Genomic DNA, 12,732 nt, shown 5'->3' on the forward strand with positions numbered 1-12,732 from the left:
GACAGGGAGCTACCGCGACGTCCGCCGTGGTCCGGACCGTTGCTCCCGCGGCCTCACCCTGCGCGGTTGGTCGCGCTTTCGATCAAAAGGCGAAGCCGCCCGGGCGGCCGTTGCGGTCCGCGATCAGGCCGGCCAGCGTGGCGATGGCGATCTCGGCGGGCGTCCGGGAGCCGATGTTGAGGCCGATCGGGCGGTGCACCCGAGCGATCTCCGCCTCGTCGACGCCCAGCTGCTTCAGCGCCTCGATGTGCGGCGCACTGTGCCGCTTGGCGCCCATCACGCCGATCCACCGCGCCTTGCTGTCGAGCGCGTCGCGCAGCAGGGCACCGAGCTCGGGGCGGTCGTGATCGGTGACGACCACGTCGCTGTGCTCGTCGACGCCCGCGGCGGTGACGCTCGCCACCGTCTGGTCGCCGTGCGGCTTGGGGGTGCCGGCCAGCAGCCGCGGCTGGGGCTCGACGAGGACCGTGCGGTAGCCCAGGTCGGCGGCGAACCGGATCAGGTGCTCGGCGACCGGCGACTCGAAGACGGCGACGAGCGTGCGCGGCCCATGATCGGGCGGCAGGTCACCGTGTGCCGTGTCGCACGCCGGATCGGATGTGGTCACCGACCCAAACTACCCTGGTTGGCGTGAGTGGAACGTTGATGCTGGGTCGACACGGGATCGACCCGCCGGTGGTGCTGGCGCCGATGGCCGGCATCACCAACGTGGCGTTCCGCCGGCTCTGCCGGGAGTACGGCGCGGGCCTCTACGTCTGCGAGATGATCACGACGGTGGCGCTGCACCACCGCAACCCGAAGACCGAGCGGCTGATCGAGTTCGGCGCCGACGAGCACCCGCGCAGCATGCAGCTCTACGGCGTGGACCCGGACATCACCGCCAAGGCCGTGCGGCGCGTGGTCGACGAAGGGCTGGCCGACCACATCGACCTCAACTTCGGCTGCAGCGTCAAAAAGATCACCAGCAAGGGCGGCGGCTCGGCGATCCCTTGGAAGCGGCGGCTGTTCGGCGCGATCGTGCGCGCGGCCGTCGACAACGCCGCCGGACTGCCGGTCACCGTCAAGATGCGCAAGGGCATCGACGACGACCACCTGACGTACGTCGAGGCCGGGCTCACCGCGCAGGACGCGGGCGTGGCCTGGGTCGCCCTGCACGCGCGCACCGCCGCCCAGCGCTACTCCGGAGCGGCTGACTGGGAGGCGATCGCCACGCTCAAGCAGGCACTCGACGTGCCGGTGCTGGGCAACGGCGACATCTGGGAGGCCGACGACGCCCTGCGCATGGTGGCCGAGACCGGCTGCGACGGCGTGGTCGTCGGCCGGGGCTGCCTGGGCCGCCCGTGGCTCTTCGCCGACCTCGCGGCCGGGTTCGCGGGTCGCCAGGAGCGGGTCATGCCCGCGCTCGGCGAGGTCGCCCGGGTCATGCGCCGCCACGCCGAGCTGCTGGTCGACTGGTGGGGTGCCGAGCGCGAGGCGGTCACCGACTTCCGCAAGCACGTCGCGTGGTACCTCAAGGGCTTTCCGGTCGGCGCCGAGCTGCGCCGGTCGATGGCCATGGCCTCGTCCCTCGCCGAGCTCGACGACCTGCTGGGCAAGGTCGACGCCAGCGAGCCGTTCCCGGCCGACGTCCTCGGCCAGCCGCGCGGGCGCACAAACGCGCCGGCTCGCGTCGTCCTGCCGTACGGCTGGTTGGATGACCGCGACTCCGAGGCCGTCCCGGATGACGCCGAGCACGACGACTCAGGCGGCTGAGCGCGCAAAACTGCTCGTGGGACCGTTCCCAGGCGCCCCAATGAACCTCACACGTCCCTGGGGTGTGCGGCTGGTCACCGAACACTCCCGAGACGTGGCGTATCTCGCTTAACCTTCGCCCACCATTGGGTACTAAACCCTCGTTCAACGGTGAACGTGGCAGGAGGCCAAGGTGGCAGCGAACGAAGACGTCTACGTGTACGACTTCGCCGAAGGCAACAAGGAGATGGCGGACCTCCTCGGCGGTAAGGGGGCCAACCTCGCCGAGATGACGAACCTCGGGCTGCCCGTGCCGCCGGGCTTCACGATCACCACCGAAGCGTGCCGCGCGTACCTGACCACGGGCCGCGAACCGGACGGGCTGCGCGAGCAGGTCGACACCCACCTGGTGGCGCTGGAGCAGGCGCGCGGCAAGCGCCTCGGCGACGCGGCCGACCCGCTGCTGGTGTCGGTGCGTTCGGGTGCCCGCTACTCGATGCCGGGCATGATGGAGACCGTCCTCAACGTGGGGCTCAACGACGAGAGCGTCGCCGGGCTCGCCGCGCAGGCCGGCGGTGACGAGCGTTTCGCGTGGGACTCGTACCGCCGGCTGATCCAGATGTTCGGCAAGACGGTGTGCGAGGTGCCCGGCGAGGAGTTCGAGCACGCGCTCGACGAGGCCAAGGCGGCCCGGGGCACGGACAACGACCTCGACCTGGACGCGGCCGACCTGCGCGCGCTGGTCGACGACTACAAGAAGATCTTCGCCAAGCACACCGGTCGCGAGTTTCCCCAGAACGCCCGCGAGCAGATGGACCTCGCCATCCGCGCGGTCTTCGAGTCGTGGAACGCGGACCGGGCCGTGCTGTACCGCCGCCAGGAGCGCATCCCGGCCGACCTCGGCACCGCCGTGAACGTCGTGGCGATGGTCTTCGGCAACCTCGGCCCCGACTCCGGCACCGGCGTCGCCTTCACCCGCGACCCCGCCTCCGGCACGCAGGGCATCTACGGCGACTACCTGGCCAACGCTCAGGGCGAGGACGTCGTCGCGGGCATCCGCAACACGATCCCGCTGCAGGAGCTGGAGCGGCTGGACAAGAAGTCGTACGACGAACTGCTCGGCATCATGGCCACATTGGAGGGTCACTACCGCGACCTGTGCGACATCGAGTTCACCATCGAGCAGGGCAAGCTGTGGATGCTGCAGACCCGGGTGGGCAAGCGCACCGCGGCGGCCGCGTTCATCATCGCCGGGCAGCTCGTCGACGAAGGACTCATCGACCTCGACGAGGCGGCGCGGCGGGTCACCGGCGCGCAGCTGGGTCAGCTCATGTTTCCCCGCTTCGACCTCGCCGGCAAACCCAAGCCGCTGGCCAAGGGCGTCGGTGCCTCGCCGGGCGCGGCGGTCGGCAAGGTCGTCTTCGACGCGGAGCGCGCGGTCGAGCTGGCCAAGGAGGGCGAGGCGGTCATCCTGGTACGGCGGGAGACCAACCCGGACGACCTCCCCGGCATGATCGCCGCGCAGGGCATCCTCACCTCGCGCGGTGGCAAGACGAGCCACGCGGCGGTTGTCGCGCGGGGCATGGGCAAGACGTGCGTCTGCGGCGCGGACACGCTCGATGTGGACGCTCGCGGCAAGAAGTTCACTGTGGACGGTACGGCGATCGGCGAGGGTGAGGTCATCTCGATCGACGGCACGACCGGCCGGGTGTACGTCGGCGAGGTGCCGGTGCGACCGTCCGAAGTGGTCCGCTACTTCGAGGGCGAGGTCTCCCCGGAGCAGGGCGACGCGGATCCGCTCGTGTCGGCGGTACACCGGATCATGTCGCACGCCGACGCGGCGCGGCGGCTGCGGGTAAGGACGAACGCGGACACCGGGCGGGACGCGGCGCGGGCGCGGCGGTTCGGCGCCGAGGGGATCGGCCTGTGCCGCACCGAGCACATGTTCCTGGGTGACCGGCGCGAGCTTGTCGAGCGCCTCATCCTCGCCCGCACCGACGGCGAGCGGCAGGAGGCGCTGGACGCGCTGCTTCCCCTGCAGCGGGCCGACTTCGTCGAGATCTTCGAGGCGATGGACGGGCTGCCGGTGACCGTGCGGCTGATTGACCCGCCGCTGCACGAGTTCCTGCCGCCGCTGGAGGAGCTGGCCGTGAGCGTGGCGGTCGCGCACGAGCGGGGCGAGGACGCGGCGAAGGCGGAGGCGCTGCTCGCGGCCGTACGCCGCATGCACGAGCAGAACCCGATGCTGGGCCTGCGCGGCGTGCGGCTGGGCCTTGTCATCCCGGGCCTGTTCGCCATGCAGGTGCGCGCGATAGCCGAGGCCGCGGCCGAGTGCGCGCGCCGCGGCGGCAACCCGCGGCCGGAGATCATGGTGCCGCTCGTGGGTGCCGTGCAGGAGCTGGAGACGGTACGCGGCGAGGCCGAGCGCATCATCGCCGAGGCCGGCGCCGGCGAGGTGTCGATCGGCACGATGATCGAGGTGCCGCGGGCCGCGCTCACGTCGGGGCAGATCGCCGAGGCCGCCGAGTTCTTCTCGTTCGGCACCAACGATCTGACGCAGATGGCGTGGGGCTTCTCCCGCGACGACGTCGAGGGCGCGTTCTTCTGGCGCTACATCGAGCTGGGCATCTTCGGCATCTCGCCCTTCGAGTCGCTCGACCGGGACGGCGTGGGCCGGCTGGTGCGCATCGCGGTCGACGAGGGGCGCGCGGCCCGGCCCGACCTCAAGCTCGGCGTGTGCGGCGAGCACGGCGGCGACCCCGAGTCGGTGCACTTCTTCCACGAGGTGGGGCTTGACTACGTCTCGTGCTCGCCCTTCCGCGTGCCCATCGCACGGCTGGAGGCCGGCCGCGCGGCGATCGAGACCGCGGCGGCGTCGGACAGCCGGTAGCGCGGTGGTCCGCCGGCCGGGCAGGGCGTGCTCCCCGGCCGGCGGACGGCTGGCCGCTCAGACGTCGAGGCTCGCCTCGATCTGGCGCAGCTGGTGACGGGCCATGGCGAGGTTGGCACGGGTCTTGAGCAGGGCGACGTACAGGAACAGGCCCTTGCCCGCGCGGCCGCTCAGTGGCCGGATCATGTGGTACTGAGTGTCCAAAGTAATCAAAATATCTTCGATGGTCTCCTTGATGTTGAGCATCTCCATCGCGCGCAGCTTGGCCCGCACCACGTCCGTGTTGCCGGCGGCCGCGACGGCCAGGTCGAGGTCCTTGGTGCCGCCGATCGTGCCGAGGGCCATGCCGCTCGTGTAGTCGGCCACCGCGGCGCCGACGGCGCCGTCGATCTGCATGATTTCCTTCAGGCTCGCGTCCATGTCGGCCATGAGGTGAACTCCTGTCCTGTGTGGATTGTCTGGGTGCCGGTATCTATCGGGTGATCGTGGCCATGGGTGTGCGGCGGGCGAGGCGGGGCCGCTCGGATGCGGCGGCCTGCGCCGGTACCGGCGGCGGAGGCGCTGCCGGAGCGTCGATGATGCCGCCGAGGCGTGACGCGACCCGGCGGGCCTCGTAGTGCAGCCGGGCCAGGTTGGCGTGCGGGCAGGCGAGCACGGTCAGCAGGCCACGGCGGCCCGCGGCGTACGTGACGACGGAACCTCCGTCCGCCTGTATCACCGTCTCGCGCAGGTGACCCTGCTGGACGGTGGCGGCGAACCGCTGTCCCAGCCCGAGGCTCGCCGCGGCCAGCGCGGCGACGGTCTCCGCCTCCACGCCACCGGGCGCGCCGTCCTTTCCAGTGCCCATGTCGCTTGCGATGAGCATGCCGTCGGTGCTCGCGAGCACCGCACCGGCGATGTCGGGCAGCCGCTGGCGCAGCGCCCGCAACTCGGCGATCCCGTCCAAGGATCATCCCCCTTCGGTTGTGGTTTCTCTGTCACGTCACAGGGCTTGCAAGCCCGACCTGATACGGGAGAGCAGGGCCTCATCCGGCTCGTCCCCGAGCGCGAGTGGAGGGTCCGGCCCGGACATCTGCTCTCCGGGTGTCCGGCGGGGCAGCCGGGCTTCGGCCTGTGCCGGGCGGCCGCCGGTGGGCGGTGTGGCCGCGACGGCTCGCCGGGAACCGCTCGTCCGCCGCGCGGCGGACGCGCCGTTGCCCTTGTCTCGCGCCGCTCGTGCGGCCGGCTTGGCCGCTGGACCCGGCTTGGCGGCGCTCGCTTCGCTCGCGGAGGGCTCGGGTCCCCCGGAGTCGCCCTTCGTCACCGGCGCCCGGCCCACGGCCTTTTCGCTGTGCGGCGCGCCGTCGCTGGTTAAGTGCTCCTCCTCCGCGGGCGGGCCGGCGCCGCCCTCGTCGGGCTTGGGCTGCTCCGGCGGCGTGGCGATGACCAGGCCCGCGGCGACGAGGCGGCGCAGCTCCAGCAGCGTGGTGTACCCGGCCCGCCCGAGCAGGCGAGCGAGGTCGCTGGCGGTCCGGTGGCCGTCGCAGTGGACGATCAGCTCCCACTGCGGCGCCGTGACGACAAGCCGTGGCGTCGGCGCGCGCGGGGTCGCCCGCAGCCGCCCGGTGTCCACATCGGAGGACGGGTGCGCGTCGTCAAGCAGCTTGCGGCGCCGGGTCAGCTCGCGGGCGAGCACCGCGGCGTCGACCTGGCACACGGGTCCGAGCCAGTGCCGCTCGCCGGCCTCGAAGCGGATCCGCGCCGGCGCCGGCGACAGCACGAAGAAGGCCGCGTCGTAGATCGCGCCGAGCGTGCAGAGCTCCAGCTCGCCCTGGGTGAGATGGCCCTGCGCGACCAGCAGCGGACCGACGTCCTCACCGCTCGCGGCGGCCGCTTCCCACACGACCGCGGGGAGGCGGCCCGAGGTCGTGAGCAGCTCGCCGACGCCGGGCGAGCCCGGGCTCTCGACATAGCTGACCCAGCCGTCCTTCAGGTACAGCACGCCGCCGGGCTCGCCCTCGACGTGCAACGCGCCGGTCTCGCCGGCGGCGGCGAGCTGGGTGAGGGTGCGGCGAGGGGGCACGGCCTTGCCCGTGCGCGCGGTCTTCACCGCCTACCGCCTTGCGGAGGGGACCGGAGCGGTCGCCGAGGCGCGCGCGGCCGGGATCACGGCGGCACGCGGGTCGGCCGGGGCGCCGGCGAGGCCGTCGGCGAGCAGCCGCAGCTGCCTGCGGGCCATCGCCAGGTTGCCCTGCGTGCGGTCCAGCCACAGGTAGAGCACCAGCCGGCTGTCGAACACCGTGTGCACCTGCTGGATCAGGTGATAGCCGTCGAGCGTGGTGATGATGACGTCTTCGACGCGGTCACCCGGTCGGGCCGAGGCGAACGGCGCGCCGGTGGCCGCCACGTTGACGATCTCGGCGGTGCCGGCCCAGGTCGCGTCGGCGTCGTCGGTGGGGGCCCGCCCTACCGCCCCGACCGCGAAGCCGGTGGTGTGGTCGATGATGCTGGCGCCGATGGCACCGTGTATCGCCATGGCCTGCGCGAGGCAGTCGTCAATGCCGGACACCCAATGCTCCTCGGCCCGGAGGAGCGCTCGCCACCCAGTCCGGCCTGGTGGGTGTCGAGCTCCGGGCATAGTTATATGTCGACCAGCAGCCGCCACGCCGGTCCGGTCGTTGTCGCGCCAGCACGTTACCGCGTGCGGCTGTCCGAATACGGCCGGCGATCGGACATCAAGTCTCGGATGATCGGTGGTTGCCACTCGGCCCCGCCCGGGGTCACAAGTACCGGCGTCACCCGCGATGATGATCCTGGGCGTAACGTGGTCGTCACTTTGATGTCGTCTGGCGATAACGCGTCGTCGGCGACAACTGGGGACAAATCGGGAGGCGTATCTATGGGCAGCCGCTGGGAGAACCTGGTCGTCGATGCGCTCGATCCGGCGCGCCTCGCGCGCTGGTGGGCCGAGGCGCTCGGCTACCAGATCACTCACGAGCGGCCCGACGAGGTGGAGATCCGCCGCGCGCCGGACGAACTGCCCGGCCTGATCTTCGTGCCGGTGCCGGACGCCAAGGCCGGCAAAAACCGCCTGCACGTCGACCTCCGCCCCGCCGACCAGGAGGCCGAGGTCGAGCGCCTGGTCAACATGGGTGCCCGGCACGTCGACGTGGGCCAGGGCGGCAAGGCCGGCTGGGTGGTGCTGGCCGACCCCGAGGGCAACGAGTTCTGCGTTCTCAAGCAGCGCGGATAAGGCGCCCCGGCGGGGTGGGTCCCGCTCGCGCTCGACAGCCTTCCCGGCACCCGGCAGGGCGATAGAGTCAGGGCGTGATCGAGGCCGAGCGGTTCGTGCCCGAGCCGCGCAAGGACACGGGGCACGGGCGCAGCCCGTTCGAGCGGGACCGGGCGCGGGTGCTCCACTCGGCGGCGTTCCGCCGGCTGGCCGCCAAGACCCAGGTGCACACCGCGGGCTCCGACGACTTCCTGCGCACCCGGCTCACCCATTCGCTCGAGGTCGCGCAGATCGCCCGGGAGATGGGCGCCCGGCTGGGGTGCGACCCGGACGTGGTCGACGTGGCCGGGCTCGCGCACGACCTGGGGCATCCGCCCTTCGGGCACAACGGCGAGGAGGCGCTCGACGCGGTCGCGCAGGAGTGCGGTGGGTTCGAGGGCAACGCGCAGACGCTGCGGGTACTCACGCGGCTGGAGGCCAAGATCGACGGCGCCGGCCTCAATCTCACCCGGGCCTCGCTCGACGCGACCTGCAAATATCCCTGGCCGCGCCGCCCCGGGCGGCGCAAGTTCGGTGTGTACGCCGACGACGCGGAGATCTTCGCCTGGGTCCGCGAGGGCGTGGCGGGGGAGGCGCGATGCCTGGAGGCCCAGGTCATGGACTGGGCGGACGACGTGGCCTATTCGGTGCACGACGTCGAGGACGGCGTGTTCGGCGGCTACATCCCGTTCGGCCGGCTGGTGGCCGACCCCGACGAGCGGGCCGCGCTCTGCGCCGACGTGGCGGCCGCCTACTCCGCCGAGACGCCCGGTGACCTGGCCGAGGTGCTCACCGGCCTGCTCGCCGACCCCGCGCTCGCGCCGCTGGCCGGATACGACGGCAGCTACCGCGCGCAGGCCGCGCTCAAGGGCGCGACGAGCGTGCAGATCGGCCGTTTCGTGGCCACCGCGGTCGAGGCCACCAAAGCGGCGTACGAGCTGCCGCAACCGCTCCGCCGGTACGCCGCCGACCTTGTCGTCCCGCGGCTTGTGCGGGCGCAGTGCGCGCTGCTCAAGGGCATGGCCCTGCGCTACGTGATGCGCCGCGACGGTGCCGAGAAGTGGTACCAGCAGCAGCGCGAGATCCTCACCGATCTGGTCCGTGTGCTCGCTTTGCGGGCGCCCGACGGGCTTGACTCGATCTTCGCACCACTGTGGAAGGTCGCACCGGATGACGCCGGTCGGCTTAGAGTGGTCATCGACCAAGTGGCCTCCCTGACCGATCCGGCGGCCGTGGCCTGGCACAAGCGACTGAGTGGAGACTGACCTCCCATGTATTTGATAATCGGCGCCTCCCTGTCCGGCGCGAAAGCCGCCCAGACCCTGCGCGAGGAGGGTTACACCGGCCGGCTCGTGCTGGTCGGCGAGGAGACGCACCGGCCGTACGAGCGGCCCCCGCTCTCCAAGGGCTTCCTGGCCGGCAAGGAGCCGGAGGAGAAGGCGTTCGTGCACGACGCGGGTTGGTATGCGGAGCACGACGTCGAACTGCTGCTCGGCCGTCGCGCCACGCACCTCGACGTCGCCGCGCACACGGTCACCCTCGACGGCGTCGACGAGCTGCGCTACGACAAGCTGCTGCTGGCCACCGGCTCGCGCGTGCGCACGCTCGACGTGGCCGGCGCCGACGCGCACGGCATCCGCTATCTGCGCACAATGGACGAAGCCGAGGCGCTGCTCGACGGCCTGCGTGCCGGGGGCAACGTGGTCGTGATCGGCGCCGGCTGGATCGGCCTGGAGGTCGCCGCGGCGGCCCGCGAGCACGGCTGCACCGTCGACGTGATCGAGATGGCGCCGCTCCCGCTGCACAACGTGCTGGGGCACGAGGTCGCCGCGATCTTCCGCGACCTGCACGAGGCGCACGGCGTGCGGTTCCACTTCGAGGCGGGCGTGCGCGAGATCGGCGCGGTCAGCGGCCGGGTGTCCAATGTGGTTCTCGAAGACAACACCGAGGTCGCGGCCGACCTGGTGCTCGTCGGTGTCGGCATCCGCCCGGCCACCGAGCTCGCCGAGACCGCCGGCCTCACCGTCGACGACGGGGTGGTCACCGACGCGTCGCTGCGCACCGCCGACCCGGACGTGTTCGCCTGCGGCGACGTGGCCCGCTTCCACAGCCCGCTGGTCGGCGACCGGATCCGCGTCGAGCACTGGTCCAACGCGCTCAACGGCGGCCCGGCCGCGGCCCGCTCGATGCTCGGCCAGGCCGTGGAGTACGACCGGGTCCCGTACTTCTTCACCGACCAGTACGACCTGGGTATGGAGTACGCCGGCTGGGTGCCGCCGCGCGGCTACGACCGCGTCGTCTTCCGCGGTGACCCGTCCATCGTGGACGGCAAGACCCCGGAGTTCGTGGTCTTCTGGACCAAGGGCGGCCGCGTCCTCGCCGGGATGAACGTCAACGTGTGGGACGTCCAGGACCAGATCCAGGCGCTGGTGCGGGCCGGTTACGCCGGCACGGCCGTCGACCTCGACCGGCTGGCCGACCCGTCGGTGCCGCTGGACTCGCTGGTCGGCTGAGCGCCGTCCCGGGAGGCTACCAGCGGATGGGCTGCCCGATGCCCGCACGTACCCGTAACGGACCCCTATCGGCCGCCGTGCCCCTTGCGCCGCCCGTAGCTCCCCTCGAAGCTGGGACGCGAATCGAGGGGAGAACCGCATGAGCGACGCAAACGACGAGGGCTTGTGGATCCGCCAGTACCACCCGGCGCCGGGCAGCCCGGTACGGCTGGTGTGCCTGCCGCACGCGGGCGGCTCGGCGTCCTTCTACTTCCCGGTGTCGCGCTCGCTCTCGCCGGACGTCGACGTGCTCGCCGTGCAGTACCCCGGGCGGCAGGACCGGCGGCACGAGCCGATGGTGGCGGACATCCCGGCGCTGTCCCGGCACGTCGCCGACCAGCTGGCCGGGTGGCTGGACAAGCCGTTCGCGCTGTTCGGGCACAGCATGGGGGCGAGCCTCGCGTTCGAGGTGGCCCGGATCCTGCGGCGTGAGCGCGACGTCGAGCCGGCGCACCTGTTCGTCTCCGGGCGGCGGGCGCCGTCGCGCTTCCGGGACGAGCGGGTGCACGAGGAAGACGACGACGGCCTGATCGCCGAGATGCGCAAGCTCGCCGGCACGGCGGGCAGCATCCTCGGCGACGAGGAGATGCTCCGCATGATCCTGCCGGCGATCCGCAACGACTACCGGGCCGCGGAGACGTACCGGTACGAGCCCGGGCCGCCGCTCGCCTGCCCGGTGACCGCGTTCGTCGGCGCCGACGATCCGAAGGTGACGGTCGACGAGGCGCGGGCCTGGGGCGAGCACACGACCGGCGACTTCGAGTTCGAGGTGTTTCCCGGTGGCCACTTCTACCTCACCGACCACTCGGCCGCGCTGCTGGAGCGCATTAGGGGCGCGCTAGGGGTAGGAGTCGCCGCCGTCTGATCGATACCGTCCCGGGCATGACGGCGGTCGTACAGCCCATTGTCGACAGTGACCCGCGCTCGCCCGGCGCCCGGCTGCTCGCGCTGCTGGATCCGGGATCGATGGAGCCGTTCGGCCCTGACGACGGCGCCGAGGTGCGCGCCGCCTGCGGCCTCGTCGACGGCAACCCGGTCCTCGCGTACTGCACCGACGCCACGCAGCGGGGCGGTGCGCTCGGCGCGACCGGCGCGCAGCGCATCATCGACACGATCCAGGCCGCCGTGCGCCAGCGGTGCCCGGTCATCGGTATCTGGCACTCCGGTGGCGCCAAGCTCGCCGACGGGGTCGAGTCGATGGACGGCGTGGGGCGGATGTTCGCCGCGATGACGCACGCGTCGGGCCTCGTGCCGCAGATCAGCGTCGTGCTCGGCCCGGCCGCCGGCGCCGCGGCGTACGGCCCGGCGCTCACCGACATCGTCGTGATGTCCGAGGCCGGCCGCATGTTCGTGACCGGGCCGGACGTGGTGCGCAGCGTCACCGGCGAGAGCATCGACATGGAGTCGCTCGGCGGGCTGAAGGTGCACAGCCGCAGCTCCGGTGTGGTGCACGTGCCGGCCAAGGACGACGCGGACGCGTTCGCCCAGGCCCGGCGGCTCACGGCCATGCTGGCCAGCCAGGGCCGGGTGGACATGTCCCTGGCCGACGGCGGTGCCGACCTCGGGTCGTTCCTGCCTGCGGAGAGCCGGCGGGCGTACGACGTGCGGCCGCTCGTGCGCGGCCTCGTCGACGCCGAGCCGGGCTTCGTCGAGCTTCAGCCGAAATGGGCCACGAACATGGTGGTGGGTTTCGGCCGTCTCGCCGGCCGGACGGTGGGTGTACTCGCGAACAACCCACTTCACAAGGGCGGTTGTCTCGATTCGTTGAGTGCCGAAAAGGCTTCACGTTTTGTGCGAATGTGTAATGCGTTCGGAGTTCCAATGGTGGTCATTGTCGACGTGCCCGGTTATCTGCCCGGCGCCCGCCAGGAGTGGGAAGGCGTCATCCGCCGCGGTGCGAAGCTTCTGCACGCGTTTGCCGAGGCTGTGGTGCCGCGGGTGACGCTCGTGACCCGCAAGTCCTACGGTGGTGCCTACATCGCGATGAACTCCCGCTCACTCGGGGCTACCGCCGTTTTCGCCTGGCCGCAGGCCGAGGTCGCCGTGATGGCGGCGGAGGCGGCCGCTGGCGTGCTCTACCGCAAGCGGCTCGCGGCGGCGCCCGAGGAGCAGCGCGCTGAGCTGCTGGCTGGCTTCGTGGCCGAGGTCGAGCGCGAGTCCGGGGGCGTGACCAGGGCACTTTCGCTTGGCGTCGTGGACGGCGTGGTTTCTCCGGCCGACAGTCGCCGCCGCATCGCCCAGGTGCTCGCCGACGCGCCGGCGTCCCGTGGCCGGCGGGGCAACATCCCGCTCTGACCGGTACGCTACGA

At 71.9% G+C, this 12,732-nt stretch carries 12 protein-coding genes; 7 read left to right on the plus strand and 5 right to left on the minus strand.

The features are described 5' to 3' along the window. Nucleotides 1-82: 82 nt before the first annotated feature. The gene (locus Phou_RS45710) at nt 83-607 is read right to left on the minus strand and encodes an XdhC family protein (protein ID WP_173070334.1); all 525 of its coding nucleotides are present in this window, start codon (nt 605-607) and stop codon (nt 83-85) included. Between Phou_RS45710 and dusB the strand changes: the two genes are divergently transcribed. After that, a complete protein-coding gene (gene dusB / locus Phou_RS45715; RefSeq protein ID WP_246274655.1) occupies nt 598-1,752 on the plus strand; it encodes a tRNA dihydrouridine synthase DusB in 1,155 nt (384 codons plus the stop codon). The genes Phou_RS45710 and dusB overlap by 10 nt on opposite strands. A gap of 172 nt (nt 1,753-1,924) precedes the next feature. Further along, a complete protein-coding gene (ppdK, locus tag Phou_RS45720; protein WP_173070336.1) occupies nt 1,925-4,621 on the plus strand; it encodes a pyruvate, phosphate dikinase in 2,697 nt (898 codons plus the stop codon). A gap of 57 nt (nt 4,622-4,678) precedes the next feature. On the opposite strand, the gene Phou_RS45725 is transcribed toward ppdK, so the two are convergent. From Phou_RS45725 to Phou_RS45740, 4 genes are read right to left on the minus strand one after another with little or no spacing between them, the layout of a single operon-like run. Then, complete coding sequence (locus tag Phou_RS45725) at nt 4,679-5,050, minus strand: hypothetical protein (RefSeq protein ID WP_173070338.1); 372 nt, start codon at nt 5,048-5,050, stop codon at nt 4,679-4,681. A gap of 43 nt (nt 5,051-5,093) precedes the next feature. Then, entirely contained in the window at nt 5,094-5,567 is a 474-nt protein-coding gene (locus Phou_RS45730; protein ID WP_173070340.1) for a roadblock/LC7 domain-containing protein, read from the minus strand. A gap of 36 nt (nt 5,568-5,603) precedes the next feature. Beyond that, nucleotides 5,604-6,710 carry a DUF4388 domain-containing protein gene (locus Phou_RS45735; protein WP_246274657.1) on the minus strand — a complete coding sequence of 369 codons (1,107 nt, stop codon included), beginning with the start codon at nt 6,708-6,710 and terminating at the stop codon, nt 5,604-5,606. 3 nt (nt 6,711-6,713) lie between these two features. Next, nucleotides 6,714-7,169, minus strand: coding sequence for a hypothetical protein (locus tag Phou_RS45740; RefSeq protein ID WP_218579600.1), 456 nt, complete (start codon nt 7,167-7,169; stop codon nt 6,714-6,716). A gap of 330 nt (nt 7,170-7,499) precedes the next feature. Between Phou_RS45740 and Phou_RS45745 the strand changes: the two genes are divergently transcribed. The 5 genes from Phou_RS45745 to Phou_RS45765 all read left to right on the plus strand — a co-directional run bounded on the left by Phou_RS45745 (nt 7,500) and on the right by Phou_RS45765 (nt 12,718). Next, the gene (locus Phou_RS45745) at nt 7,500-7,853 is read left to right on the plus strand and encodes a VOC family protein (RefSeq protein WP_173070341.1); all 354 of its coding nucleotides are present in this window, start codon (nt 7,500-7,502) and stop codon (nt 7,851-7,853) included. A gap of 74 nt (nt 7,854-7,927) precedes the next feature. Beyond that, the gene (locus tag Phou_RS45750; RefSeq protein WP_173070343.1) at nt 7,928-9,136 is read left to right on the plus strand and encodes a deoxyguanosinetriphosphate triphosphohydrolase; all 1,209 of its coding nucleotides are present in this window, start codon (nt 7,928-7,930) and stop codon (nt 9,134-9,136) included. Nucleotides 9,137-9,142: 6 nt separating this feature from the next. Further along, nucleotides 9,143-10,384, plus strand: coding sequence for an NAD(P)/FAD-dependent oxidoreductase (locus tag Phou_RS45755; protein WP_173070344.1), 1,242 nt, complete (start codon nt 9,143-9,145; stop codon nt 10,382-10,384). Between the two features lie 139 nt (nt 10,385-10,523). After that, nucleotides 10,524-11,288 (plus strand): thioesterase II family protein, encoded by a 765-nt coding sequence (locus tag Phou_RS45760; RefSeq protein ID WP_173070346.1) that lies wholly within the window; start codon nt 10,524-10,526, stop codon nt 11,286-11,288. A gap of 17 nt (nt 11,289-11,305) precedes the next feature. Beyond that, entirely contained in the window at nt 11,306-12,718 is a 1,413-nt protein-coding gene (locus Phou_RS45765) for an acyl-CoA carboxylase subunit beta (protein WP_173070348.1), read from the plus strand. The last annotated feature ends 14 nt before the right edge of the window (nt 12,719-12,732 follow it).

The sequence above is a fragment of the Phytohabitans houttuyneae genome (assembly GCF_011764425.1).
In the GTDB taxonomy this organism is placed as follows: domain Bacteria; phylum Actinomycetota; class Actinomycetes; order Mycobacteriales; family Micromonosporaceae; genus Phytohabitans; species Phytohabitans houttuyneae.

What these genes read in the sequence shown, in the direction of transcription:
- dusB (WP_246274655.1), top strand. Translation starts at nt 598, where the DNA reads ATGTGGTCACCGACCCAAACTACCCTGGTTGGCGTGAGTGGAACGTTG.
- Phou_RS45725 (WP_173070338.1), bottom strand. Translation starts at nt 5,050, where the DNA reads ATGGCCGACATGGACGCGAGCCTGAAGGAAATCATGCAGATCGACGGC.
- Phou_RS45745 (WP_173070341.1), top strand. Translation starts at nt 7,500, where the DNA reads ATGGGCAGCCGCTGGGAGAACCTGGTCGTCGATGCGCTCGATCCGGCG.
- Phou_RS45755 (WP_173070344.1), top strand. Translation starts at nt 9,143, where the DNA reads ATGTATTTGATAATCGGCGCCTCCCTGTCCGGCGCGAAAGCCGCCCAG.
- Phou_RS45760 (WP_173070346.1), top strand. Translation starts at nt 10,524, where the DNA reads ATGAGCGACGCAAACGACGAGGGCTTGTGGATCCGCCAGTACCACCCG.
- Phou_RS45765 (WP_173070348.1), top strand. Translation starts at nt 11,306, where the DNA reads ATGACGGCGGTCGTACAGCCCATTGTCGACAGTGACCCGCGCTCGCCC.